The organism is Streptomyces sp. NPDC044106 (assembly GCF_056433985.1).
This window is the reverse complement of sequence record NZ_JBWKFZ010000011.1, coordinates 54,312-78,759: the sequence shown is the minus strand read 5'-3', so window position 1 is coordinate 78,759 and position 24,448 is coordinate 54,312. Positions and strand designations below refer to the sequence as shown.

The 24,448-nt window shown below is 70.6% G+C and carries 21 protein-coding genes; 15 read left to right on the top strand and 6 right to left on the bottom strand.

Features of this window, described 5'->3' with window-relative positions; genetic code table 11:
• Positions 1–4: 4 nt before the first annotated feature.
• Positions 5–823 (top strand): hypothetical protein, encoded by an 819-nt coding sequence (locus AC07DI_RS21105; RefSeq protein ID WP_478905625.1) that lies wholly within the window; start codon positions 5–7, stop codon positions 821–823.
• 82 nt (positions 824–905) lie between these two features.
• On the opposite strand, the gene AC07DI_RS21100 is transcribed toward AC07DI_RS21105, so the two are convergent.
• Entirely contained in the window at positions 906–1,856 is a 951-nt protein-coding gene (locus AC07DI_RS21100; protein ID WP_478905624.1) for a L,D-transpeptidase, read from the bottom strand.
• Positions 1,857–1,971: 115 nt separating this feature from the next.
• On the opposite strand from AC07DI_RS21100, the gene AC07DI_RS21095 reads away from it, so the two are divergent.
• From AC07DI_RS21095 to AC07DI_RS21030, 14 genes are all read left to right on the top strand, one after another.
• On the top strand, positions 1,972–2,517 hold the full coding sequence (locus AC07DI_RS21095; protein ID WP_384258694.1) for a SigE family RNA polymerase sigma factor: 546 nt from the start codon (positions 1,972–1,974) through the stop codon (positions 2,515–2,517).
• Positions 2,507–3,133: a L,D-transpeptidase gene (locus AC07DI_RS21090; RefSeq protein WP_384258696.1), complete on the top strand. Its 627-nt coding sequence runs from the start codon at positions 2,507–2,509 to the stop codon at positions 3,131–3,133. The genes AC07DI_RS21095 and AC07DI_RS21090 overlap by 11 nt, the downstream gene beginning before the upstream one ends.
• A 36-nt stretch (positions 3,134–3,169) precedes the next feature.
• A complete protein-coding gene (uvrC, locus tag AC07DI_RS21085; protein ID WP_384258698.1) occupies positions 3,170–5,194 on the top strand; it encodes an excinuclease ABC subunit UvrC in 2,025 nt (674 codons plus the stop codon).
• Positions 5,191–6,126 (top strand): RNase adapter RapZ, encoded by a 936-nt coding sequence (gene rapZ / locus AC07DI_RS21080; protein ID WP_384258701.1) that lies wholly within the window; start codon positions 5,191–5,193, stop codon positions 6,124–6,126. The genes uvrC and rapZ overlap by 4 nt, the downstream gene beginning before the upstream one ends.
• A complete protein-coding gene (locus AC07DI_RS21075) occupies positions 6,123–7,145 on the top strand; it encodes a gluconeogenesis factor YvcK family protein (RefSeq protein WP_384258703.1) in 1,023 nt (340 codons plus the stop codon). The genes rapZ and AC07DI_RS21075 overlap by 4 nt, the downstream gene beginning before the upstream one ends.
• Positions 7,136–8,125 carry a DNA-binding protein WhiA gene (gene whiA / locus AC07DI_RS21070; protein ID WP_384258708.1) on the top strand — a complete coding sequence of 330 codons (990 nt, stop codon included), beginning with the start codon at positions 7,136–7,138 and terminating at the stop codon, positions 8,123–8,125. The genes AC07DI_RS21075 and whiA overlap by 10 nt, the downstream gene beginning before the upstream one ends.
• A gap of 171 nt (positions 8,126–8,296) precedes the next feature.
• Positions 8,297–11,257, top strand: coding sequence for a M14 family metallopeptidase (locus tag AC07DI_RS21065; RefSeq protein ID WP_478905623.1), 2,961 nt, complete (start codon positions 8,297–8,299; stop codon positions 11,255–11,257).
• 189 nt (positions 11,258–11,446) lie between these two features.
• Positions 11,447–12,457: a type I glyceraldehyde-3-phosphate dehydrogenase gene (gene gap, locus AC07DI_RS21060; protein WP_384258713.1), complete on the top strand. Its 1,011-nt coding sequence runs from the start codon at positions 11,447–11,449 to the stop codon at positions 12,455–12,457.
• 101 nt (positions 12,458–12,558) lie between these two features.
• Positions 12,559–13,770 carry a phosphoglycerate kinase gene (locus AC07DI_RS21055; protein WP_478905622.1) on the top strand — a complete coding sequence of 404 codons (1,212 nt, stop codon included), beginning with the start codon at positions 12,559–12,561 and terminating at the stop codon, positions 13,768–13,770.
• 6 nt (positions 13,771–13,776) lie between these two features.
• Positions 13,777–14,553: a triose-phosphate isomerase gene (gene tpiA, locus AC07DI_RS21050; protein ID WP_384258718.1), complete on the top strand. Its 777-nt coding sequence runs from the start codon at positions 13,777–13,779 to the stop codon at positions 14,551–14,553.
• Between the two features lie 132 nt (positions 14,554–14,685).
• On the top strand, positions 14,686–14,916 hold the full coding sequence (gene secG / locus AC07DI_RS21045; RefSeq protein WP_055702100.1) for a preprotein translocase subunit SecG: 231 nt from the start codon (positions 14,686–14,688) through the stop codon (positions 14,914–14,916).
• A gap of 159 nt (positions 14,917–15,075) precedes the next feature.
• Positions 15,076–15,411 carry an RNA polymerase-binding protein RbpA gene (locus tag AC07DI_RS21040; protein ID WP_384258720.1) on the top strand — a complete coding sequence of 112 codons (336 nt, stop codon included), beginning with the start codon at positions 15,076–15,078 and terminating at the stop codon, positions 15,409–15,411.
• A 169-nt stretch (positions 15,412–15,580) separates the two neighbouring features.
• A complete protein-coding gene (gene pgi, locus AC07DI_RS21035; protein WP_478905621.1) occupies positions 15,581–17,242 on the top strand; it encodes a glucose-6-phosphate isomerase in 1,662 nt (553 codons plus the stop codon).
• Between the two features lie 69 nt (positions 17,243–17,311).
• The gene (locus AC07DI_RS21030; RefSeq protein WP_478905620.1) at positions 17,312–17,800 is read left to right on the top strand and encodes a DUF2087 domain-containing protein; all 489 of its coding nucleotides are present in this window, start codon (positions 17,312–17,314) and stop codon (positions 17,798–17,800) included.
• Between the two features lie 51 nt (positions 17,801–17,851).
• Here the strand turns inward: AC07DI_RS21030 and pgl are convergent, their stop codons facing one another.
• Genes pgl through tkt form a run of 5 tightly spaced genes read right to left on the bottom strand, consistent with a single transcriptional unit; the run spans position 17,852 to position 24,446 of the window.
• Positions 17,852–18,631, bottom strand: coding sequence for a 6-phosphogluconolactonase (gene pgl, locus AC07DI_RS21025; RefSeq protein ID WP_478905619.1), 780 nt, complete (start codon positions 18,629–18,631; stop codon positions 17,852–17,854).
• Positions 18,628–19,680 (bottom strand): glucose-6-phosphate dehydrogenase assembly protein OpcA, encoded by a 1,053-nt coding sequence (gene opcA, locus AC07DI_RS21020; RefSeq protein WP_384260956.1) that lies wholly within the window; start codon positions 19,678–19,680, stop codon positions 18,628–18,630. Before opcA ends, pgl begins: the two co-directional genes overlap by 4 nt.
• Positions 19,677–21,200 (bottom strand): glucose-6-phosphate dehydrogenase, encoded by a 1,524-nt coding sequence (zwf, locus tag AC07DI_RS21015; protein WP_478905618.1) that lies wholly within the window; start codon positions 21,198–21,200, stop codon positions 19,677–19,679. Before zwf ends, opcA begins: the two co-directional genes overlap by 4 nt.
• A 5-nt stretch (positions 21,201–21,205) precedes the next feature.
• Positions 21,206–22,324 carry a transaldolase gene (gene tal / locus AC07DI_RS21010; RefSeq protein ID WP_384260961.1) on the bottom strand — a complete coding sequence of 373 codons (1,119 nt, stop codon included), beginning with the start codon at positions 22,322–22,324 and terminating at the stop codon, positions 21,206–21,208.
• Positions 22,325–22,358: 34 nt separating this feature from the next.
• The gene (tkt, locus tag AC07DI_RS21005) at positions 22,359–24,446 is read right to left on the bottom strand and encodes a transketolase (RefSeq protein ID WP_478905617.1); all 2,088 of its coding nucleotides are present in this window, start codon (positions 24,444–24,446) and stop codon (positions 22,359–22,361) included.
• Between the last annotated feature and the right edge of the window lie 2 nt (positions 24,447–24,448).

Genomic DNA, 24,448 nt, shown 5'->3' with positions numbered 1-24,448 from the left:
AGCGATGACCCGTCACCTTCCCCGCCACCTGGGCAGGGCCGCGCTCGCGGGTACGGCGGCCACCCTGCTCCTCGGCCTCGTGGCCCCGGCCGCCTCCGCCGACTCCGGCCCCACGGCGCCCTCCGCCGCCTCCCGCGCCGCCGCGCACCGGGCGGCGGAGGCACCGAAGACCCTCGACACGCTCTCCCGCTTCTTCGCGCGGGAGGGCGCGGTCACCAAGGCCGCGGCCGACCCGCGGGTCGAGGGCAAGGCGGTGCCCGTCTACTACCTCTCGGCGGACTTCGTCGCGGGCAAGAAGGGTGCGCCCGTCGCCCGCCTGCAGTTCCTCGCCAGCAAGGCGGTCTCGTCCGACGGCCAGGAGGCCTCCCTCTGGACCGTCGAGCAGGGCCACTCCTGGCGGGTCGTGAACATCGCCACCGGGGACGACGAGACCCACTACGCGCGCGTGGGCGCGCAGAAGGCCCCCGGAGGCACCGTCTTCCACGAGCCGCAGATCAACGCCTGGTATGTCCAGGACGAGGCCCACGCGCGCGTGCTGCCGCTCGACAAGGACGCGGTGCGCGCGGTCGGGGCCGAAGGGACTTCCGTCGCCGCCTACCGCAAGCGCGTACAGAAGGCGTACGGCGACAAGCTGCCGGGCTCGGCGTACGAGAAGTCGGGCAAGGCCGGCGGCTACGAGGACGCGAGCCCCCGGGCGGGGCAGCCGTCCGACCAGGGTCCGGTCACGGTCGCCTCGTCGCTGGCAGGCGCGGGCGCCCTGGTCGCCCTCGGCCTCTCCGGGACGGCGCTCCTGCGGCGCCGCGCCCACCGGCGGGAGGGCTGACCCGGCGGAGGGGCGGCCGGAACGGCGGCCGTCCCTCCGCACCCCGCCCGCACCGCCGCCCACCGGTCGCGCCGCCCGCCCGTCAGCTCAGTGCGCTGCCCGCCCGCCACTGCTTCCAGCCGACGTTCCAGTCGCCGTAGCCGTTGCCCGCGTCCACGGTCTCCTTGGAGCCGACGACCCGCACGATGTCACCGGGGATCACCTCCGCGTAGAAGCGCCGCGCGCTCCCGTCGGTGGCCAGGCCTATGCAGCCGTGCGTGACGTTGCGCTCGCCCGCGGTGGCGTTCGCGTTCGGGTTCTCGTGCAGGTAGGTGCCCGAAGCCGTGAGGTGCACCGCGAAGTTGTAGTAGTCCTTGTACGCCTTCCCGTAGCCCACCGTCCGAGAGTCCATGAGCACCCGGGACTGCTTGTCGAGGACGACCATCGTGCCGTTCCAGGTGTCCATGCCCGGGGCGCCCGCGGTGACCTTCACCTCGCGGGTCCTGCCGTCCTTCACCACCGTCATGGTGTGGGTGCGCACGTCCACGGTGGCGACGAGCGAACGGCCCACCTGGAACGTCCGGGTGGTCCCGGCGCCCGCCCGGACGGTGACCTTCGTGCCGGGCTTCCACGGCTCGCTGGGCCGGTAGTCGACGCGCTGCCCGTCGTGCAGGTTGCGGTCCTTGACCCAACTCCACGATCCCGTCACGCCGGGATCCGCCTCCACCTTCAGGCGCCGCTCGACGGCCGCCCGTTCCGCGGCAGGCACCGGGCGGTCGAAGGTCAGCGACACCGGCATGCCGACACCGACGGTCTGTCCGTCCTGGACGTTGATACGCACCCCCTTGAGGGCCGCGGGATCCGGGACGGTCCTCTCCGCGGGCTTCTGCCGCGCGGACGACGCACGGTCCGCCCCGGTCGGCCCCGGTCCCGGTACGGACGCCTTCCCGTCGTCCGCCCCGCCCTCTGCCGAGCAGCCCGCGAGTGCGAGCGAACAGAGCGCCGCCGCACCCCACACGCGCGTGGCGCGCCTCATCGTCTTCCCTGTGGTCATGAGTCCCCCCTGAGCTGTGTTTCGATGTACGGCACCTGTACGCACGGGCGAGGCGGCGGGTTGCACACGAGGTGCGGAATTTTCAGATCGGGTGATCCGGCGGGGGCGCGGGGGCATGACGGAGGACGAGTTCGACGCGTTCTACGCCGCCGCCTTTCCGCGTCTGGTGGGCCAGTTGTACGCGCTGACCGGCGATCACGGCGAGGCGCAGGACGTCGTCCAGGAGGCGTTCGTCCGCGCTTGGGACCGCCGCGGGACCTTCCTCGCGGACGAGGCCCCCGAGGCATGGATCCGTACCGTCGCCATGCGCCTGGCGGTAAGCCGCTGGCGCCGTGCGAGGCGCTGGCTCGACCTCGTGCGCAGAAACCCGCCGACCGACCGCGTCCCCGGCCCGGGGCCCGAGCACACCGCCCTGGTCCAGGCGCTGCGCACCCTCCCGGAGGCGCAGCGCACGGCCGTCGTGCTGCACCATCTGTGCGACCTGAGTGTGGAGCAGGTAGCCTCCGAGACCGGCTCGCCCGTCGGGACCGTCAAGGCCCGCCTGTCGCGCGGCCGTGCGGCGCTCGCCGCACAGCTGTCCGCCGAGCGGCCCGGCGAAGGCGCGGGCCCGCGGGCCGACGGCGACGAGCCGAGCGCGAAGGGGAGTGGCCGTGTCCGATGACCTGACGTCCGCGCTGCACGACCTCGCGGCCGACCACCGCACGCCCCCTCCCGTACCGGGCGCGGAGATCCGCCGCCGCGCCGCCGCGCGCGGCCGCCGACGCCGTACCGCCGTCGCGGGCGCGGCCCTCGCCACGGCGGCGGTCGCCGTCACCGTCGTGGCCGGGCTCCTCACCGGCTCCGGCGACGACGGCCCGCACCGGACCCCGGCCCCGCCCGCCACCCGGGGCGCCCGCGGGCCCGCCGCCGTGGTCGACCTCTCCCGGCACCGGATGACGCTCGGCGGCCGGGAACTGCCCGTCTCGGCGGGCACCGCGCGACACCCCACGCCGACCGGCCGGATGACGGTCGTCGCCACCTACCCCGAGCTGCGGATGAAGGCCCAGAACGTGGGCCTCGAAAAGTACGACCTGACACTGCCGTGGGTCGTCGAGCTGCGCACCCCGGACGGCGCCACCAACTACGTCGTCGCTCTGACCTACAACGAGAAGGCACCGGGCCAGCTGGACGTCACCAAGGGCTGGATCGGCCTGCGCACCGAAGACGCCCGTACCGTCCACGACCGGCTGGCACCGGGCGACGTGATCACCGTCCGCACCGGCGGAACCGGACACTGACCCGCACTGTCAGCACCCGCCAGTAGGCTGTCCGACATGGCCGACCCTTCCAGCTACCGCCCCAAGCCGGGACAGATCCCCGACGCCCCGGGGGTCTACAAATTCCGCGACGAGCACCGCCGGGTGATCTACGTCGGGAAGGCCAAGAGCCTGCGCCAGCGCCTGGCCAACTACTTCCAGGACCTGGCCGGCCTGCACCCGCGCACCCGCTCCATGGTGACGACGGCCGCTTCCGTGGAGTGGACGGTGGTCTCCAACGAGGTCGAGGCGCTCCAGCTGGAGTACACCTGGATCAAGGAGTTCGACCCCCGGTTCAACGTCAAGTACCGCGACGACAAGAGCTATCCGTACCTCGCGGTCACGATGAACGAGCAGTTCCCGCGCGTGCAGGTGATGCGCGGCGCCAAGAAGAAGGGCGTCCGCTACTTCGGCCCGTACGGCCACGCCTGGGCGATCCGCGACACCGTGGACCTTCTGCTGCGCGCCTTCCCCGTACGCACCTGTTCCGCGGGCGTGTTCAAGAACGCCGCCCGCACCGGCCGCCCCTGCCTCCTCGGCTACATCGGCAAGTGCTCGGCGCCCTGTGTGGAGCGCGTCACCGCCGACGTCCACCGCGAACTCGCCGAGGACTTCTGCGACTTCATGGCCGGCCGCACCGGTACGTACATCCGCCGCCTTGAGCGGCAGATGGCGACAGCCGCCGAGGAGATGGAGTACGAGCGGGCGGCGCGCCTGCGCGACGACATCGAGGCCCTGAAGAAGGCGATGGCCAAGAGCGCCGTCGTCCTCGCCGACGCCACCGACGCCGACCTCATCGCCCTCGCCGAGGACGAGCTCGAAGCCGCCGTCCAGATCTTCCACGTCCGGGGCGGACGCGTGCGCGGACAGCGCGGCTGGGTCACCGACAAGGTCGAGGCGGTCACCAGCGGCGACCTCGTCGAGCACGCCCTCCAGCAGCTGTACGGCGAGGAGAGCGGCGACGCCGTGCCCAAGGAGGTGCTCGTCCCCGCGCTGCCCGACCCCATAGGACCGGTCCAGGAGTGGCTGACCGAGCGCCGCGGCGGATCCGTCTCGCTGCGCATCCCGCAGCGCGGCGACAAGAAGGCCCTCATGGAGACCGTCGCGCGCAACGCGCAGCAGTCCCTCGTCCTGCACAAGACCAAGCGCGCCTCCGACCTCACCACCCGCTCCCGCGCCCTTGAGGAGATCGCCGCCGCCCTGGAGCTGGACAGCGCCCCCCTGCGCGTCGAGTGCTACGACGTCTCGCACCTCCAGGGCGACGACGTGGTGGCCTCGATGGTCGTCTTCGAGGACGGCCTCGCCAGGAAGAGCGAGTACCGTCGCTTCCAGATCAAGGGCTTCGAGGGCCAGGACGACGTCCGCTCCATGCACGAGGTGATCACGCGCCGCTTCAGGCGCTATCTCGCGGAGAAGGAGCGGACGGGGGAGTGGGTGGACGAGGAGACGGGTGAGGTTTCCGAACTCGGCCCGACAGAGGAGGACGGGCGGCCCAAGCGGTTCGCGTACCCGCCGCAGCTCGTCGTCGTGGACGGCGGCCAGCCGCAGGTCGCGGCCGCCAAGCGGGCGTTGGACGAGCTCGGCATCGACGACATCGCGGTCTGCGGCCTGGCCAAGCGCCTGGAGGAGGTCTGGGTCCCCGGCGAGGACGACCCGGTGATCCTGCCGCGCACCAGCGAGGGCCTCTACCTCCTCCAGCGGGTACGTGACGAAGCCCACCGCTTCGCCATCACCTACCAGCGCAACAAGCGGTCCAAGCGCTTCAGGGCGGGCCCGCTGGACGCCGTGCCGGGCCTCGGCGACGCGCGCAAGCAGACGCTGATCAAGCACTTCGGTTCGGTGAAGAAGCTGCGATCCGCGACAATCGACCAGATCTGCGAGGTCCCGGGCGTGGGCCGCAAGACGGCCGAGGCCGTCGCCGTGGCCCTCGCCCAGGCGGCACCCGCCGCGCCCACCGTGAACACGGCGACCGGAGAGATCATGGAAGAGGAGGAGCCCGTGTCCGCGGGCACCTCGGAGGAACGACGGGGGCAGGAGACATGAGCGAGCACGACGAAGGTGAACAGCAAGTGAGTGCGGGCACGCCCATCGAGACGCCGGGCGCCACGGACGCCGCCATCCCCGAGCTGGTGATCATCTCCGGGATGTCGGGCGCGGGACGCAGCACGGCCGCCAAGTGCCTGGAGGACCTCGGCTGGTTCGTGGTCGACAACCTGCCGCCCGCGCTGATCCCCACCATGGTGGAGCTCGGCGCCCGCTCGCAGGGGAACGTCGCCCGGATCGCGGTCGTCGTCGACGTCCGCGGCCGGCGCTTCTTCGACAACCTCCGCGAGTCCCTCGCCGAGCTGGAGTCGAAGAACGTCACCCGGCGCATCGTCTTCCTGGAGTCCTCCGACGAGGCCCTGGTCCGCCGCTTCGAGTCGGTCCGCCGCCCGCACCCCCTCCAGGGCGACGGCCGCATCGTCGACGGCATCGCGGCCGAGCGCGACCTGCTGCGCGAGCTGCGCGGCGACGCCGACCTGGTCATCGACACCTCCAGCCTCAACGTCCACGAGCTGCGCGCCAAGATGGACGCCTCGTTCGCGGGCGAGGAGGAGCCCGAGCTGCGGGCCACCGTCATGTCGTTCGGCTTCAAGTACGGCCTGCCGGTCGACGCCGACCTGGTCGTGGACATGCGCTTCCTGCCGAACCCCCACTGGGTCCCCGAGCTGCGCCAGTACACCGGCCAGAACGAGGAGGTCGCGGCGTACGTGCTCAGCCAGCCCGGCGCCAAGGAGTTCCTCGACCGGTACGCCGAGCTGCTCCAGCTCATCGCCGCGGGCTACCGCCGCGAGGGCAAGCGGTACGTGACGATCGCCGTCGGCTGCACGGGCGGCAAGCACCGCTCCGTCGCCATGTCGGAGAAGCTCGCGGCGCGCCTGGCGGCCGAGGGCGTGGAGACCGTCATCGTCCACCGGGACATGGGGCGCGAGTGAAGCCGACCCGCCGGACCGTCCGCCTGAGCCGACTGGGCCGCAAGCGGGGCACCCAGCCGAAGGTGGTCGCGCTCGGCGGGGGCATGGGCCTCTCCGCCTCGCTGGCCGCGCTGCGCCGCATCACCGGGGCCGGAGACCTCACCGCCGTCGTCACGGTCGCCGACGACGGCGGCTCGAGCGGCCGCCTTCGCGACGAGCTCGGGGTGTTGCCCCCCGGTGACCTGCGCAAGGCGCTCGCCGCGCTCTGCGGCGACGACGACTGGGGCCAGACCTGGTCCCGCGTCATCCAGCACCGCTTCCAGTCCAAGGGCGACCTGCACGAGCACGCGGTCGGCAATCTGCTGATCGTCGCCCTGTGGGAGCAGCTCGGCGACCACGTCCAGGCCCTGGACCTGGTCGGCAGGCTGCTCGGCGCGCAAGGCCGGGTCCTTCCCATGTCGGCCGTGCCGCTGGAGCTCCAGGCCCTGGTCAGGGGCCACGACCCGGAGCGCCCCGACGACGTGGACACGGTCCGCGGCCAGGCCACGGTGGCCCTCACCCCCGGCGAGGTGCAGTCCGTGCACGTCGTGCCGCACGACCCGCCGGCCGTCCCCGAGGCGGTCGCCGCCGTGCTCGACGCGGACTGGGTGGTGCTCGGTCCGGGCTCCTGGTTCTCCTCGGTGATCCCGCATCTGCTCGTCCCCGAACTGCTCGACGCGCTGACCGGGACGAAGGCCCGCAAGATCCTCTCGCTCAACCTCGCGCCGCAACCGGGAGAAACCGAAGGCTTCTCTCCGCAGCGTCATTTGGAGGTTTTGGCCCGACACGCCCCTAAACTCGCCCTGGACGTGGTGCTGGCCGACGAGGCCGCCGTGCCCGACCGTGAGTCACTCACCGATGCCGCCAAGCGGTTCGGCGCCACGGTCGAGCTGGCCCCTGTGGCCCGGCCCGACGGGACTCCGCGGCACGACCCGGAGCTCCTGGCAGCCGCGTACGACCGTATTTTTCGGATGCATGGAAGGATCGGCCCATGGCGATGACGGCAGCGGTGAAGGACGAGATCTCCCGGCTCCCCGTCACCCGGACCTGCTGCAGAAAAGCAGAGGTCTCGGCGATCCTGCGGTTCGCGGGCGGCCTTCACCTGGTGAGCGGCCGCATCGTGATCGAGGCGGAGCTGGACACAGCGATGGCGGCGCGCCGCCTGAAGCGGGACATCCTGGAGATCTTCGGGCACAGCTCGGAGCTGATCGTGATGGCCCCCGGCGGCCTGCGGCGCGGTTCGCGTTACGTCGTACGGGTGGTCGCGGGCGGCGATCAGCTGGCCCGCCAGACGGGCCTCGTGGACGGCCGCGGCCGCCCCATCCGCGGCCTGCCGCCGCAGGTGGTCTCGGGGGCCACCTGCGACGCGGAGGCGGCCTGGCGCGGGGCGTTCCTCGCGCACGGCTCGCTCACCGAGCCCGGCCGCTCCTCCTCCCTCGAGGTGACCTGCCCGGGTCCGGAGGCCGCGCTCGCACTGGTCGGCGCCGCCCGTCGGCTGCAGATCGCCAGCAAGGCGCGCGAGGTGCGCGGCGTGGACCGGGTCGTCGTGCGCGACGGTGACGCGATCGGCGCCCTGCTCACCCGGCTCGGCGCGCACGAGTCGGTGCTCGCCTGGGAGGAGCGGCGGATGCGCCGCGAGGTGCGCGCGACCGCCAACCGCCTGGCCAACTTCGACGACGCGAACCTGCGCCGCTCGGCCCGTGCGGCGGTCGCCGCGGGCGCCCGGGTGCAGCGCGCCCTGGAGATCCTCGCCGACGAGGTGCCGGAGCACCTCGCCGCCGCGGGACGCCTGCGCATGGAGCACAAGCAGGCCTCCCTGGAGGAGCTGGGCGCGCTCGCCGACCCGCCGCTGACGAAGGATGCCGTCGCGGGCCGCATCCGCCGCCTCCTCGCCATGGCCGACAAGCGGGCGCAGGACCTCGGCATCCCGGGTACGGAGTCCAATCTGACCGAGGAGCTCGCGGACAACATGGCGGTCTGACGCCGGGTCTCGCTGGCCTCATACACCCCGCAAGCCGCTGGTGTCCCACCGGGCACCGGCGGCTTTCGCATGTCCACGGCGCCCGCCTTCACCCGTTGTATTGACATGATCATGCACGGTCACGAGCCTGGCATCCCGCACATTCGTGCCGGACAACCGCAAGGGGGGCTCATGAGACGAAGAGCGAGCGCGAGATCGGTTCTCGCGGCCGGCGTCTTACTCATCGGCGGTCTCGCCGCCGCACCGCACGCCCAGGCGAGCGGGCCGGGCGGCGAGCCGACGGCCGACGACCCGTCGGCCGTCCAGGTCTACCGTGCAGAGATCACCAAGAAGCAGATACCCATCCTGGTCGAAGCGGGCCAGGACGCCCAGGAACTCGCCGGGCAGACGCCCGAGCACGGCACCGGGCGCGTCGAGCTGTACCTGACCAAGGGCCAGGCCAAGGCGATCGAGCGCCAGGGCGTCGAACTCGGCGAGCACAAGCTCTCGGCGGCTGCGCGGCAGCGGACCGAGGCCGCGGGGGACGGCGTCTACCGGCCGTACGGCGGGCGGGGCGGTCTCAAGGAGGAGATCGTCAGGACCGGGCAGGAGCACCCCGGCCTCACCAAGGTCGTCTCCATCGGCAAGACCCTGAAGGGTCAGGACATCCTCGCCCTGAAGGTCTCCAAGGACGCAAGGAAGTCCAGGGACGGCGCCAAGCCGTCCACGCTCTACATGTCCAACCAGCACGCGCGCGAGTGGATCACCCCCGAGATGACCCGCCGCCTGATGCACCACTACCTGGACAACTACGGCAAGGACAAGCGCGTCACCAGGCTCGTGAACTCCACCGAGCTGTGGTTCGTGCTCTCCGCCAACCCCGACGGCTACGATTTCACCCACGCCGCCGACGGCGACCGCCAGTGGCGCAAGAACCTCCGCGACGTCGACGGCGACGGAAAGATCGCGCCCGGCGACGGCGTCGACCTCAACCGCAACTTCGCCTACAAGTGGGGTTACGACAACGAGGGCTCGTCCCCCGCCTCCTCCTCCGAGACCTACCGCGGCACGGGCCCGATGTCCGAGCCCGAGACCACCGCCATCGACCGCTTCGAGAAGCGCATCGGCTTCACGTACGGCGTCAACTACCACTCGGCGGCCGAACTGCTCCTCTACGGAGTGGGCTGGCAGGTCGCCACGCCGACCCCCGACGACGTGCTCTACAGGGCGCTGAACGGCACCCCGGAGAAGCCCGCCGTCCCCGGCTACCACCCGCAGGTGTCCTCCGAGCTCTACACCACCAACGGCGAAGCCGACGGCCACGCGGGCAACGTCAACGGCATCTCGATGTTCACCCCGGAGATGTCCACCTGCCAGACCGCGTCGAACATCGACCCGAACGACGCCTGGAAGCCCGAGGACTGCGCCTCCATCTTCACCTTCCCCGACGACGAGAAGCTGATCCAGCAGGAGTTCGCGAAGAACGTCCCCTTCGCGCTCGCCGTCGCCGAGACCGCGCTCCACCCCGACCAGCCCGTCTCCGTCACCGGCATCAAGGCCCCTGACTTCACGCCCGACGCCTTCACCACCTCCTACGCGCGCGGAGGCGACCAGGAGGTCGCCGTCACCGCCCGCAAGTCGGTCCGAAGCAAGGAGCTCGACTACCGGATCGGCGGCGGCCGTACGCACCACGAGAAGCTCAAGCCCTGGAAGGGCGGCGAGACCTACGGCGGCAAGGACAACCTCCACTTCGACCAGTACCGCGCGAAGATCGAGGGCGCCCGCGTGGGCGACAAGGTCGAGGTGTGGTTCTCCGGCCGTACGGAGAAGGGCCGCACGCAGAGCGAACACTTCACGTACACCGTCACCGAACGCCCGAAGGCGAACACGCTCGTCGTCGCCGAGGAGGGCGCGACGGCCACCCAGACACAGAAGTACGTCGACGCCATCAAGGCCAACGGCCGCTCCGCCGCCGTCTGGGACGTCGCGAAACAGGGCGTGCCGCACCCGCTCGGCGTCCTCTCGCACTTCTCCGCGGTCGTCCACTACACCGGCGACCCCGTCCCCGGCGCGCCCACCCAACTCGCCCTGCGCGACTACCTCAACGAGGGCGGCAAGCTCATCGAGTCCGGCGAGCGGACCGGCGGCAACGTCGACCTGGGCGAGGCGCTCACGGACGACTTCGCGCAGTACTACCTCGGCGCCTACCAGCGCCTGTCCGCGCCCGGCGCCACCGGTTTCGAGGGCGCAGGCGCACTCGCGGGGGTGAAGACCCCGCTCGCCGCCGCCGGCACCAACCCGCTCGACAAGGCGGGCCGCTTCACCGTCACATCCGACAACTTGCCCGCCGAGCAGTTCCCGCAGTTCACCAGCGCGGCGGCGGGCTCCTACCCCGGCCTCGCCAACCCGTACGCGCCCTTCGAGGGCCGGGGCATGGCCTCGGCCACCCACGCCGACCAGGACTACAAGCGGCTCACCCACACCATCGACCTGACCGGGGTCACCGCCGCCGACGCGCCGGAACTGCGCATCGCCCTCAACTGGAACCTGGAGGCCGGATACGACCACGGCCTCCTGGAGGCGCACACCACCGGCGCCGACGACTGGACCACGCTGCCCGACAAGAACGGCAACTCGTCCGCCGCCGTCCCCGCCGAGTGCGCGGCCGGCTTCTTCGTCAACGGCCACCCGTTCCTGCGCCACTACCTGACGGTCGGCGCCAACAGCTGCACGGCGTCCGGCACCACCGGAGCATGGAACAGCTTCACCGGCTCCTCCGGCGGCTGGAAGCCCGTCGCCTTCGACCTGAGCGCCTACGCGGGCAAGAAGGTCGAGGTCTCGCTCAGCTCCGTCACCGACCCCTCCACCGGAGGCCGCGGCCTCTTCGCGGACAACGCCCAGCTGGTCGTCGGCGGCAGCGTCGTCCAGAGCGAGGGCTTCGAGACGTCGCTCGGCTCCTGGGCCGTCGCGCCGGCCCCGCCGGGCAGCCCCAATATCACAGGTGACTGGGCGCGTACCGGGGAGCTCTACCGGTCCCACGCGGCCGTCACAGCGCGTGACAGCGTTCTGCTCGGCTTCGGCTTCGAGCACGTACCCGGAAACGCCGAAAGGGCCGCTCTTATGGGCGCCTCCCTGGCACATCTGCGCAGCTGACGCTCCGTAATCGGGACCAAGGACCCAGTGGCCCGTACCCCTACTGAGGGGTACGGGCCTCTGTGTCGCCCGGAGCCCCTCTCGATGTCACCTCAGAGGCTTCGGAGAGGTAGGGTCGGAGGCGGTCGGGGACATCCCATACAACTCGCCGGCGTCTAAAACCGGCGTACCAACGAGGAGATCGGTTTCGTGACGATCCGCGTAGGCATCAACGGCTTTGGCCGCATCGGTCGCAACTATTTCCGCGCGCTCCTTGAGCAGGGCGCGGACATCGAGATCGTGGCTGTCAACGACCTGGGTGACACCGCGACCACCGCACACCTTCTGAAGTACGACACCATCCTGGGCCGCCTCAAGGCCGACGTGTCGCACACCGAGGACACCATCACCGTCGACGGCCGCACCATCAAGGTGCTGTCCGAGCGCAACCCCGCCGACATCCCGTGGGGCGAGCTCGGCGTCGACATCGTGATCGAGTCCACGGGCATCTTCACGAAGAAGGCCGACGCCGAGAAGCACATCACCGGCGGCGCCAAGAAGGTCCTCATCTCGGCTCCGGCCAAGGACGAGGACATCACCATCGTGATGGGCGTCAACCAGGACAAGTACGACGCGGCCAATCACCACGTCATCTCCAACGCCTCCTGCACCACCAACTGTGTGGCGCCGATGGCGAAGGTTCTCGACGAGAACTTCGGCATCGTCAAGGGCCTGATGACCACGGTCCACGCGTACACCAACGACCAGCGCATCCTGGACTTCCCGCACAAGGACCTGCGCCGCGCCCGCGCCGCCGCCGAGAACATCATCCCGACCACGACGGGTGCCGCCAAGGCCACCGCCCTGGTCCTGCCCCAGCTCAAGGGCAAGCTCGACGGCATCGCGATGCGCGTCCCGGTCCCGACCGGCTCGGCCACCGACCTGGTCGTCGAGGTCTCCCGCGAGGTCACCAAGGACGAGGTCAACGCCGCCTTCAAGAAGGCCGCCGACGACGGCGACCTGAAGGGCTACCTCTTCTACACCGAGGACCCGATCGTGTCCTCGGACATCGTGAGCGACCCGGCCTCCTGCACCTTCGACTCGTCCATGACGATGGTCCAGGACGGCAAGTCGGTGAAGATCCTCGGCTGGTACGACAACGAGTGGGGCTACTCCAACCGTCTCGTCGACCTCACCGTCTTCGTCGGCGGTCAGCTCTAACCACCAGAGCAGGCACCTAGATGTGAGCACAGGGTCCGGACCGCGCAACGCCGCGCGCTCCGGGCCCTGTTGTGCGTCAGCCCACCCAAGGAGTCCAGTCCATGAAGACGATCGACGAACTTCTCGCCGAAGGAGTCGACGGCAAGCGGGTCTTCGTCCGCGCCGACCTCAACGTGCCGCTCGCCGAGGGCACCATCACCGACGACGGCCGCATCCGTGCCGTCCTGCCGACCGTCAAGGCCCTCGCCGACGCGGGCGCCAAGGTGGTCGTGGCCTCGCACCTGGGCCGCCCGAAGGGCGCCCCGGACCCGGCCTTCTCCCTGCGGCCCGCCGCCGAGCGGCTCGGTGAACTCCTCGGCGCGCCCGTCGCGTTCGCGCAGGACACCGTCGGCCCGGCCGCGCGCGACGCGGTGGACGCCCTGCGGCCCGGCCAGGTCGCCGTCGTCGAGAACCTCCGCTTCAACGCGGGCGAGACGTCCAAGGACGACGCCGAGCGCGCCGAGTTCGCCGATCAGCTGGCCGCCCTTGCCGATGTCTACGTGGGCGACGGCTTCGGCGCCGTGCACCGCAAGCACGCCTCCGTCTTCGACCTCCCGGCGAAGCTGCCGCACTACGCCGGCTACCTCATCGCCACCGAGGTCGGCGTCCTGAAGAAGCTCACCGACGACGTCAAGCGCCCCTACGCCGTGGTCCTCGGCGGCGCCAAGGTCTCCGACAAGCTCGGCGTGATCGACCACCTCCTGGAGAAGGCCGACCGCATCCTCGTCGGCGGCGGCATGGCCTACACCTTCCTCAAGGCCCAGGGCCACGAGGTCGGCATCTCCCTCCTCCAGGAGGACCAGATCCCGGCGGTCCAGGAGTACCTGCGGCGCGCCGAGGCGAAGGGCGTCGAGTTCGTGCTGCCCGTGGACGTCCTGGTCTCGCCCGACTTCCCGGACCTGAAGACCAAGGCCCCGGCCAACCCCACCACCGTCGCCGCGGACGCCATCCCGGCCGACCAGGAGGGTCTCGACATCGGGCCCGAGACCCGTAAGCTCTACGCCTCGAAGCTCGCCGACGCGGCCACCGTCTTCTGGAACGGCCCGATGGGCGTCTTCGAGCACCCCGACTACGCCGAGGGCACCAAGGCGGTCGCCCAGGCGCTCCTCGACTCCCCGGCCTTCACGGTCGTCGGCGGTGGCGACTCCGCCGCGGCCGTCCGCCAGCTGGGCTTCGACGAGAACGCATTCGGCCACATCTCGACCGGCGGCGGCGCCTCCCTCGAATACCTCGAGGGCAAGACGCTCCCCGGTCTCGCGGCACTGGAGAACTGAGACCTGATGACTACGCGCACCCCGCTGATGGCGGGCAACTGGAAGATGAACCTCAACCACCTCGAGGCCATCGCCCACGTCCAGAAGCTCGCCTTCGCCCTGGCCGACAAGGACTACGACGCCTGCGAGGTCGCCGTCCTGCCGCCCTTCACCGACCTGCGCTCCGTGCAGACCCTCGTCGACGGCGACAAGCTCAAGATCAAGTACGGCGCCCAGGACATCTCGGCGCAGGACTCCGGTGCCTACACCGGCGAGATCTCGGGCCCGATGCTGGCCAAGCTGAAGTGCACCTACGTCGCCGTGGGCCACTCCGAGCGCCGCCAGTACCACAACGAGACCGACGAGATCTGCAACGCCAAGGTGAAGGCCGCCTACAAGCACGGCCTGACCCCGATCCTCTGCATCGGCGAGGGCCTGGACATCCGCAAGGCGGGCCAGCAGGTCCAGTACACGCTGACCCAGCTCGACGGCGGCCTCAAGGACATCCCGGCCGAGCAGGCCGAGACCATCGTCATCGCGTACGAGCCGGTCTGGGCGATCGGCACCGGCGAGGTCGCGACCCCCGAGGACGCGCAGGAGGTCTGCGGCGCGATCCGCCGCCGCCTCGCCGAGCTGTACTCGACGGAGCTCGCCGAGAAGGTCCGCATCCAGTACGGCGGCTCCGTCAAGGCGAAGAACGTCGCCGACATCATGGCGCAGCCCGACGTCGACGGCGCCCTGGTGGGCGGCGCGGCGCTGGACCCGGACGAGTTCGTCAAGATCGTCCGGTTCCGCGACCAGTGAGTATGCGGTAGCGGCGATACGTCGTACCCTTGCGGGGGTCGGAGGCGATGGAAGCTGGCTGGAAAGCTCGCTCGTGATCGCCCCGGCCCCCGCCGTCGATTCAGATCCGAGGAAGTTGGTCCAGCCGTGGTTATGGGGTTCTCGATCGCCCTCATCGTCTTCAGCCTGCTGATGATGCTGCTGGTGCTGATGCACAAGGGCAAGGGCGGCGGTCTCTCCGACATGTTCGGCGGTGGCATGCAGTCGTCCGTCGGCGGTTCCTCCGTCGCGGAGCGCAACCTCGACCGCATCACGGTCGTGGTCGGTCTGCTGTGGTTCGCGTGCATTGTCGCGCTGGGTCTGCTGATGAAGGCGAACAACTAGCGTCAGCCACTGGTCGCTTGTCCGGTGCACGCCCGCGTGCGCGGCTTATCATGGGGCTTGCGTCCGGGGGTGGGGTGTAACTCCCGACACTGGACGCGCGTTGGGCCTTACGTAAACTGAGGCGCCCGCAGCAGCACCATCACGCAGGGAGTTACGACCGTGGCAAGTGGCAACGCGATCCGAGGAAGTCGGGTCGGGGCGGGGCCGATGGGCGAGGCCGAGCGCGGTGAGTCCGCGCCGCGACTGCGCATCTCCTTCTGGTGCTCCAACGGGCACGAGACGCAGCCGAGCTTCGCCAGCGACGCGCAGGTCCCCGATACGTGGGACTGTCCCCGCTGCGGCTTTCCGGCAGGTCAGGACCGGGACAACCCGCCGGACCCGCCGCGCACCGAACCGTACAAGACGCACCTGGCGTACGTACGGGAGCGGCGCAGCGACGAGGACGGCGAGGCGATCCTCGCGGAAGCGCTCGCCAAACTGCGGGGCGAGATCTAGGACTTGGGAACCGGCCGGGCACCGAGAGGTGTCCGGCCGGTTTTCTACATCACGATACGCGCGCGGACAGGCAGTTTCAGACATCTCATACCGCTCATCGATCGTTTAGGTTGGTGAGTGCAGCGGGGCAATACACGTACGCGGGTACGAGAGAAGGCTGAAGTCCGAGATGAATGCAGAAAGCCGCGCCAGGCTCAATCAGACGCCCGAGTGGACGGCACTCACCAAGCACCGCGAACAGCTCGGGGAGGTGCGGCTGCGCGATCTGTTCGCCGCCGATCCGGCACGCGGCACGTCATACACCCTCCAGGTCGGCGACCTGCACATCGACTACTCCAAGCACCTCGTCACCGAGGAGACGCTGCGGCTGCTGCGCGAGCTCGCCGCCGCGACGGACGTCTTCGGGCTGCGGGACGCCATGTTCCGCGGCGAGAAGATCAACACGACGGAGGACCGCGCGGTCCTGCACACGGCGCTGCGCGCCCCGCGGGACGCCGTCGTCGAGGTCGACGGCGAGCACGCCGGGAACGTGGTGCCCGCGGTGCACGCCGTCCTCGACAAGATGAGCGCCTTCTCCGAGAAGGTCCGCTCCGGGCAGTGGACCGGGCACACCGGCAAGCGCATCAAGAACGTCGTCAACATCGGCATCGGCGGCTCCGACCTCGGCCCGGCGATGGCGTACGAGGTGCTGCGCTCCTTCACCGACCGCGAACTCACCGTCCGCTTCGTGTCGAACGTGGACGGCGCGGACCTGCACGAGGCCGTGCGGGACCTGGACGCCGCCGAGACGCTGTTCATCGTCGCCTCGAAGACCTTCACCACCATCGAGACGATCACGAACGCCACCTCGGCGCGCGACTGGCTGCTCACCGAGCTGAACGCGGGTCAGGACGCCGTCGCCAAGCACTTCGTGGCGCTGTCGACCAACGCCGGGAAGGTGGCGGAGTTCGGCATCGACACGGACAACATGTTCGAGTTCTGGGACTGGGTCGGCGGCCGCTACTCCTACGACTCGGCGATCGGCCTCTCCCTGATGATCGCCATCGGCCCCGACCGCTTCCGCGAGATGCTCGACGGCTTCCACCTCGTCGACGAGCACTTCCGCACCGCGCCCGCCGAGTCCAACGTGCCGCTCCTGATGGGCCTGTTGGGCATCTGGTACGGCAACTTCCACGACGCGCAGTCGCACGCCGTCCTGCCGTACTCGCACTACCTCTCCAAGTTCACCGCGTACCTCCAGCAGCTGGACATGGAGTCCAACGGCAAGTACGTCGACAGGAACGGCGAGGAGGTCGACTGGCAGACGGGTCCGGTCGTCTGGGGCACGCCGGGCACCAACGGCCAGCACGCCTACTACCAGCTCATCCACCAGGGCACCAAGCTGATCCCGGCGGACTTCATCGGCTTCGCCCGGCCGGTCGCCGACCTGCTGCCCGGCCTGGTGCCCCAGCACGACCTGCTGATGGCCAACTTCTTCGCGCAGACACAGGCGCTGGCGTTCGGCAAGACGCCCGACGAGGTGCGCGCCGAGGGCGTGCCCGAGGAGCTCGTGCCGCACAAGACGTTCAAGGGCAACCACCCGACGACGACGATCCTCGCCAAGGAGCTGACCCCCTCCGTCCTCGGGCAGCTCGTCGCACTCTACGAGCACAAGGTCTTCGTCCAGGGCGCCGTCTGGAACATCGACTCCTTCGACCAGTGGGGCGTCGAGCTCGGCAAGGTCCTCGCCAAGCGCGTCGAGCCCGCCCTGACCGAGGGCGCCGAGGTGCCGGACCTGGACGGGTCGACCACGGCCCTGGTCGCCAAGTACCGGGACCTGCGCGGGCGTTAATCGGATGCGGGCGCCCCGCCCGGCGGGTGACACTGCTTCGGCTCCGTCACCCGCCGGGAGGACCCCGTCATGGACCAGCTGCTCGCCGTGCTCGCCGACCCCGAGAGACTCAGGCTGTACGCGCGCATAGTCCTCGACGACCTGCCGCCGCGCGAGGCCGACTCCGCGGTCGCCCGCAGGCATCTGGGCCGCCTCCTCGCCGCCGGGCTCGTGGAACGGCTGCCCGACGGGTCGCTGCGGGCCGACCCTGCCGTCTTCCGCAGGGCCCCGGGCCCGGTGGACGCCCACTCCACCGTGCCGCGCCGCCTCACCGGCTTCTTCGCGCACGGCCGCCTCACCGCGATCCCCGTACGCCCCGTCGTACGCCACGAGCTCCTCGTCCATCTCATGGACAGCCTCTTCACCGAAGGCCGCGTCTACAGCGAGCGCGAGGTCAACGACGCGTTCGGCACCGTGCACGACGACACGGCGGCGCTGCGCAGGTACTGCGTCTCCGACGGCCTGCTGGTACGCGAACAGGACGGCAGCAGCTACCGACGCGTCCTCGTCGACGTCTGAGGGCCCCGAACCAGCCGGTTCGGGGCCCTCAGACGTATGACGGGGACGCGGTTACGCGACGGACGGCGGGTACAGCTCCGGAGGGAGCTGGGAGGCCGCCGCGGCGTCCAGGAGCCACAGCGTGCGCGAGCGGCCGTAGGCGCCGGCCGCGGGGGCCTGCACCTCGCCTGCGCCCGACAGGGCGATGGCCGCGGCCCTCGCCTTGTCCTCGCCCGCCGCGAGCAGCCACACCTCACGGGCCGCCCGGATCGCCGGGAGGGTGAGGGTGACGCGGGTCGGCGGCGGCTTCGGCGCGCCGTGCACGCCGACCACCGGGCGCACCGTCTCGCGCACCGCGGGGAGCTCGGGGAAGAGCGACGCGACGTGCGTGTCAGGGCCGACGCCGAGCATCAGGACGTCGAAGGTCGGCACGGGGCCGTGGTCCTCCGGGCCCGCGGCCGCGGTGAGTTCGGCGGCGTAGATCTCCGCCGCCGCGTCCACCTCGTACGCGCCGTCCGACGCGGGCATCGGGTGCACCCGGGCCGGGTTGAGCGGCACCGAGTCGAGCAGGGCCTCGCGGGCCTGCGTGTAGTTGCGCTCGGGGTCGCCGTCCGGCAGGAAGCGCTCGTCACCCCACCACAGGTCAAGGCGCGACCAGTCGATCGCGTCCCGGGCGGGGGACGAGCCGAGCGCCGCGAGCACGCCGTTGCCGTTGCGGCCGCCGGTGAGGACCACCGACGCGCTGCCGCGGGCGGCCTGCGCGTCGACGATCTTCGTGATGAGGCGGGCCGCCGCGGCCTGCGCCATCAGCTCCTTGTCGCGGTGGACGACGAGCTGCGGGACCGCGCTCACTTGGCCGCCGCCTTCTTCGCGGCGGTCTTCTTGGCCGGGGCCTTCTTCGGCTCGGGAGCCGCCGCGGAGTCACCGGAGTCCCGGGGAGCCTCCTCGGCCGTCTCGGTGACCCGCTCGGCGGGCGTCTGCGCCAGCCGGTCCACGCCGTACTTCAGCGCGGAGGCGTAGGTGTCGTCCGGGTCGAGGCGCCGCAGCTCCTCGGCGATCAGCTCGGCCGTCTCGCGGCGCTTGAGCGCCACCGCGCGGTTGGGCTGGCCCTCGATGTGGAGCGTGGCGAGCGAGCCGTCGGCCCGGTCGAGCACGATGGGACCGCAGTCGGTCTCCATCCGCACACCCGTCAGGCCGGGGCCCGGCGAGAGCGCGCGCTTGACGGGGACGCCGAGCCGGTCCGCCAGCCACATGGCGAGCAGCTCGCAGCTCGGATTGAACTCCTCGCCGTCCACCTGCACCGACTGCACCTTGCAGGCGATCTGGTCCAGGGCCGCGGCCAGCATGGAGCGCCACGGGGTGATGCGGGTCCAGGACAGGTCCGTGTCGCCGGGGTGGTAGGCGGCGGCGCGGGCGGTCAGCTCCTCGATGGGGTGCTCGGCCGCGTACGTGTCCGTGACGCGCCGCTGGGCCAGGGCGCCGAGCGGGTCGTTGGCGGGGTCCAGCGGGGCGTTCACCGGCCACCAGACGACCACGGGGGCGTCGGGCAGCAGGAGCGGGAGCACCACCGACTGGGCGTGGTCGATGACCTCGCCGTACAGCCGCAGGACCACCGTCTCGCCGGTGCCCGCCTCGACGCCGACCCGTACCTCGGCGTCCAGGCGCGAGGTGGTGCGGTCACGGGGCGAGCGGGCGGCCCGCTTGATGACCACGAGGGTGCGCGAGGGGTGCTCGCGGGAGGCGTCGTTGGCGGCCTTCAGGGAGTCGTAGGCGTTCTCCTCGTCGGTGACGATGACGAGGGTGAGGACCATGCCGACGGCCGGGGTGCCGATCGCCCTGCGGCCCTGCACGAGCGCCTTGTTGATCTTGCTGGACGTGGTGTCCGTAAGGTCGATCTTCATGGCCGACGCCAGCTCCGTCCGTCTCGTGCGAGCATTTCGTCCGCCTCGGCCGGACCCCAGGTGCCGGCCGGGTACTGCGCGGGCTTGCCGTGCTTGTCCCAGTACTCCTCGATCGGGTCGAGGATGTTCCAGGACAGCTCGACCTCCTCCGTGCGCGGGAAGAGGTTGGCGTCGCCGAGCAGGACGTCGAGGATCAGGCGCTCGTACGCCTCCGGGCTGGACTCGGTGAAGGACTCGCCGTACGCGAAGTCCATCGACACGTCCCGGATCTCCATGGAGGTGCCGGGCACCTTCGAGCCGAACCGGACCGTGATGCCCTCGTCCGGCTGGACGCGGATGACGATCGCGTTCTGCCCGAGCTCCTCGGTGGCGGTGTGGTCGAAGGGGGAGTGGGGCGCGCGCTGGAAGACCACCGCGATCTCCGTGACCCGACGGCCGAGCCGCTTGCCGGTGCGCAGGTAGAAGGGGACGCCCGCCCAGCGGCGGTTGTCCACCTCCAGCTTGACGGCCGCGTAGGTGTCGGTCTTCGACTTGGGGTCGATGCCGTCTTCCTGGAGGTAGCCGACGGCCTTCTCGCCGCCCTGCCACCCTGCGGCGTACTGCCCGCGGACCGTGTCCCTGCCGAGGTCCTTGGGGAGCCGGACGGCGCCGAGGACCTTCGCCTTCTCGGCGACGAGCGCGTCCGCGTCGAAGGAGGCGGGCTCCTCCATCGCGGTCAGCGCCATCAGCTGGAGCAGGTGGTTCTGGATGACGTCGCGCGCGGCGCCGATGCCGTCGTAGTAGCCGGCGCGGCCGCCGATGCCGATGTCCTCGGCCATGGTGATCTGCACGTGGTCGACGTACGACCGGTTCCAGATCGGCTCGAACATCTGGTTGGCGAAGCGGAGCGCCAGGATGTTCTGGACGGTCTCCTTGCCGAGGTAGTGGTCGATCCGGAACACCTGGTCCGGATCGAACACCTCGTGCACGATCGCGTTCAGGTCGCGGGCCGAGGCCAGGTCGTGGCCGAACGGCTTCTCGATGACCGCACGGCGCCAGCAGCCCTTCGGGGCGTCCGCGAGCTCGTGCTTCTTCAGCTGCTGGACGACCTGCGGGAAGAACTTCGGCGGCACCGAGAGGTAGAACGCGAAGTTGCCGCCGGTGCCCTGCGCCTTGTCGAGCTCCTGGATCGTGGCCTTGAGCTGCTCGAACGCGTCGTCGTCGTCGAAGTTGCCCTGGACGAAGCGCATGCCCTGGATGAGCTGCTGCCAGACCTCCTCGCGAAACGGCGTGCGCGAGTGCTCCTTGACCGCGTCGTGGACGACCTGGGCGAAGTCCTCGTCCTCCCAGTCGCGGCGGGCGAAACCAATGAGGGAAAAGCCCGGCGGCAGGAGACCTCGGTTGGCGAGGTCGTACACGGCGGGCATCAGCTTTTTACGGGACAAATCGCCCGTGACACCAAAAATGACCAGGCCCGACGGCCCCGCGATACGCGGGAGCCGTCGGTCTGCGGCGTCACGCAGCGGATTGCTGCTTGACAAAGTGGTCAGCCCTTCGCGGGAGCGAGGCGCTTGAGCTCGGCCTCGGTCGACTTGAGCAGGTCGGTCCAGGACGCCTCGAACTTGTCGACGCCCTCGTCCTCGAGCAGCTGCACGACCTCGTCGTACGAGATGCCGAGCTTCTCGATGGCGGCGATCTCGGCGCGGGCCTCGTCGTAGGTGCCCGAGATGGTGTTGCCGGTGATCGAACCGTGGTCGCCGGTGGCTTCCAGGGTCGCCTCCGGCATCGTGTTCACCGTGTTGGGCGCGACGAGCTCGTCGACGTACAGGGTGTCCTTGTACGCGGGGTCCTTGACGCCGGTCGAGGCCCACAGCGGACGCTGCTTGTTGGCCTGCGCCTTGTCGAGGGCGGCCCAGCGGTCGGAGGAGAAGACCTCCTCGTACGCCTCGTAGGCGAGCCGGGCGTTGGCGAGCGCGGCCTTGCCCTTGAGGGCCTTGGCCTCGTCCGTGCCGATGCCGTCCAGGCGCTTGTCGATCTCGGTGTCCACGCGGGACACGAAGAAGGACGCCACCGAGTGGATCTTCGAGAGGTCCAGGCCGCGCTCCTTGGCCTTCTCCAGGCCCGCCAGGTACGCGTCCATGACCATGCGGTAGCGCTCGAGCGAGAAGATCAGCGTGACATTCACGCTGATGCCGAGGCCGATGACCTCGGTGATCGCCGGGATGCCCGCCTTCGTGGCCGGGATCTTGATGAGCGCGTTCGGCCGGTCCACCAGCCACGCGAGCTGCTTGGCCTCGGCCGTCGTGGCCTTGGTGTTGTGCGCCAGGCGCGGGTCGACCTCGATGGACACGCGGCCGTCCTGGCCGCCCGTCGCGTCGAAGACCGGGCGCAGGATGTCGGCGGCGTCGCGGACGTCCGCCGTAGTGATCATCCGGATGGCCTCTTCGACCGTGACCTCACGGGCCGCCAGGTCGGAGAGCTGCTGGTCGTAACCGTCGCCCTGCGAGATGGCCTTCTGGAAGATCGACGGGTTGGTCGTGACGCCCACGACGTGCTGCTGGTCGATCAGTTCGGCGAGGTTGCCGGACGTGATCCGCTTGCGCGACAGGTCGTCCAGCCAGATCGCGACGCCTTCTTCGGAGAGGCGCTTGAGTGCGTCTGTCATGGAATTACATCTCCTACTTGGTCGTATATGGGCGTCAGCGCTGGGCGGCGGCGAGAGATTCCCGCGCCGCCCCGGCCACCGCGTCGGCGGTGAACCCGAACTCGCGGAACAGCACCTTGGCGTCCGCCGAGGCACCGAAGTGCTCCAGCGAGACGATGCGGCCGGCGTCACCCACGAAACGGTGCCAGGTCAGGCCGATGCCCGCCTCGACCGCCACGCGCGCCTTCACCGACGGCGGCAGCACCGAGTCCCGGTACCCCTGGTCCTGCTCCTCGAACCACTCGACCGACGGCATCGAGACGACGCGCGTCGGGACCCCCTCGGCCTGCAGCTGCTCGCGCGCCTCGACGGCGAGCTGCACCTCGGAGCCGGTGCCGATCAGCACGACCTCGGGCGAGCCGCCCTCGGCCTCGAACAGGACGTAGCCGCCCTTCGCCGCGTCCTCGTTGCGCTCGTACGTCGGTACGCCCTGGCGGGTCAGCGCGAGGCCGTGCGGGGCGCCCACGCCGAACTCCTTGGTGTAGCGCCTGAGGATCTCGCGCCACGCGACGACGGTCTCGTTGGCGTCGGCCGGGCGCACCACGTTCAGGCCCGGGATGGCGCGCAGCGAGGCCAGGTGCTCGACCGGCTGGTGGGTCGGGCCGTCCTCGCCGAGGCCGATGGAGTCGTGCGTCCACACGTACGTCACCGGCAGGTGCATCAGCGCGGACAGGCGGACGGCGTTGCGCATGTAGTCGGAGAACACCAGGAAGGTGCCGCCGAAGATGCGGGTGTTGCCGTGCAGCGCGATGCCGTTCATCTCCGCGGCCATGGAGTGCTCGCGGATGCCGAAGTGGACCGTACGGCCGTACGGGTCGGCCTCCGGCAGCGGGTTGCCGACGGGCAGGAACGACGACGTCTTGTCGATCGTCGTGTTGTTCGAGCCCGCGAGGTCGGCGGAGCCGCCCCACAGCTCGGGGATGACCGTGCCGATCGCCTGCAGGACCTTGCCGGACGCGGCGCGGGTGGCGACGGCCTTGCCGGTCTCGAACTCCGGGAGCTTCTCCTCCCAGCCCGCGGGCAGCTCGCCCTTGGCGATGCGGTCGAACTCGGCGGCGCGCTCGCTGTTGGCGGTGCGCCAGGCGGCGAAGCCCTTCTCCCACTCGGCCTTGGCCTCGCGGCCCCGGTCGAGGGCCTTGCGGGTGTGCGCGAGGACCTCGTCGGAGACCTCGAAGGTCTGCTCCGGGTCGAAGCCGAGGACGCGCTTGGTGGCGGCCACTTCCTCGTCGCCGAGCGCCGAGCCGTGGGCGGCCTCGGTGTTCTGGGCATTCGGGGCGGGCCAGGCGATGATCGAACGCATCGCGATGAAGGAGGGGCGCCCGGTCTCGGCCTTGGCGGCCTGGATCGCGGCGTACAGGGCGGCCGGGTCGAGGTCGCCGTCCTCCTTGGGCGCCACGCGCTGGACGTGCCAGCCGTACGCCTCGTACCGCTTCATCGTGTCCTCGGAGACCGCGGTCTCCGTGTCGCCCTCGATCGAGATGTGGTTGTCGTCCCACAGCAGGATCAGGTTGCCGAGCTTCTGGTGCCCGGCCAGCGACGAGGCCTCGCCGGAGATGCCCTCCTGGAGGCAGCCGTCACCGGCGATGGCGTAGATGTAGTGGTCGAACGGGGACGAGCCGGGGGCCGCCTGCGGGTCGAACAGACCGCGCTCGTAACGGGCGGCCATCGCCATGCCCACGGCGTTGGCGACGCCCTGCCCCAGCGGACCCGTCGTCGTCTCCACGCCCGTCGTGTGCCCGTACTCCGGGTGGCCCGGGGTCTTCGAGCCCCAGGTGCGGAACGCCTTGAGGTCGTCGAGTTCCAGGCCGAAACCGGCCAGGTAGAGCTGGGTGTAGAGGGTCAGGGACGAGTGGCCCGCAGAGAGGACGAACCGGTCGCGGCCGGTCCAGTCGGCGTCCGCCGGGTCGTGGCGCATCACCTTCTGGAAGAGGGTGTACGCGGCGGGCGCGAGGCTCATGGCCGTACCGGGATGGCCGTTGCCGACCTTCTGTACGGAATCCATGGCCAGGACGCGAGCGGTATCAACGGCCCGCTGGTCCAGTTCGGTCCACTCGAGGTCTGTGGTGGTCGGCTTGGTGCTCACCC

Excerpts from the sequence above, each read along its gene's own strand:
- tal (WP_384260961.1), bottom strand. The coding sequence starts at position 22,324 with ATGACAGACGCACTCAAGCGCCTCTCCGAAGAAGGCGTCGCGATCTGG.
- pgi (WP_478905621.1), top strand. The coding sequence starts at position 15,581 with ATGAATGCAGAAAGCCGCGCCAGGCTCAATCAGACGCCCGAGTGGACG.
- AC07DI_RS21095 (WP_384258694.1), top strand. The coding sequence starts at position 1,972 with ATGACGGAGGACGAGTTCGACGCGTTCTACGCCGCCGCCTTTCCGCGT.
- secG (WP_055702100.1), top strand. The coding sequence starts at position 14,686 with ATGGGGTTCTCGATCGCCCTCATCGTCTTCAGCCTGCTGATGATGCTG.
- AC07DI_RS21100 (WP_478905624.1), bottom strand. The coding sequence starts at position 1,856 with ATGACCACAGGGAAGACGATGAGGCGCGCCACGCGCGTGTGGGGTGCG.
- uvrC (WP_384258698.1), top strand. The coding sequence starts at position 3,170 with ATGGCCGACCCTTCCAGCTACCGCCCCAAGCCGGGACAGATCCCCGAC.
- tpiA (WP_384258718.1), top strand. The coding sequence starts at position 13,777 with ATGACTACGCGCACCCCGCTGATGGCGGGCAACTGGAAGATGAACCTC.
- AC07DI_RS21065 (WP_478905623.1), top strand. The coding sequence starts at position 8,297 with ATGAGACGAAGAGCGAGCGCGAGATCGGTTCTCGCGGCCGGCGTCTTA.
- AC07DI_RS21055 (WP_478905622.1), top strand. The coding sequence starts at position 12,559 with ATGAAGACGATCGACGAACTTCTCGCCGAAGGAGTCGACGGCAAGCGG.
- AC07DI_RS21030 (WP_478905620.1), top strand. The coding sequence starts at position 17,312 with ATGGACCAGCTGCTCGCCGTGCTCGCCGACCCCGAGAGACTCAGGCTG.
- rapZ (WP_384258701.1), top strand. The coding sequence starts at position 5,191 with ATGAGCGAGCACGACGAAGGTGAACAGCAAGTGAGTGCGGGCACGCCC.
- AC07DI_RS21105 (WP_478905625.1), top strand. The coding sequence starts at position 5 with ATGACCCGTCACCTTCCCCGCCACCTGGGCAGGGCCGCGCTCGCGGGT.
- whiA (WP_384258708.1), top strand. The coding sequence starts at position 7,136 with ATGGCGATGACGGCAGCGGTGAAGGACGAGATCTCCCGGCTCCCCGTC.
- opcA (WP_384260956.1), bottom strand. The coding sequence starts at position 19,680 with ATGAAGATCGACCTTACGGACACCACGTCCAGCAAGATCAACAAGGCG.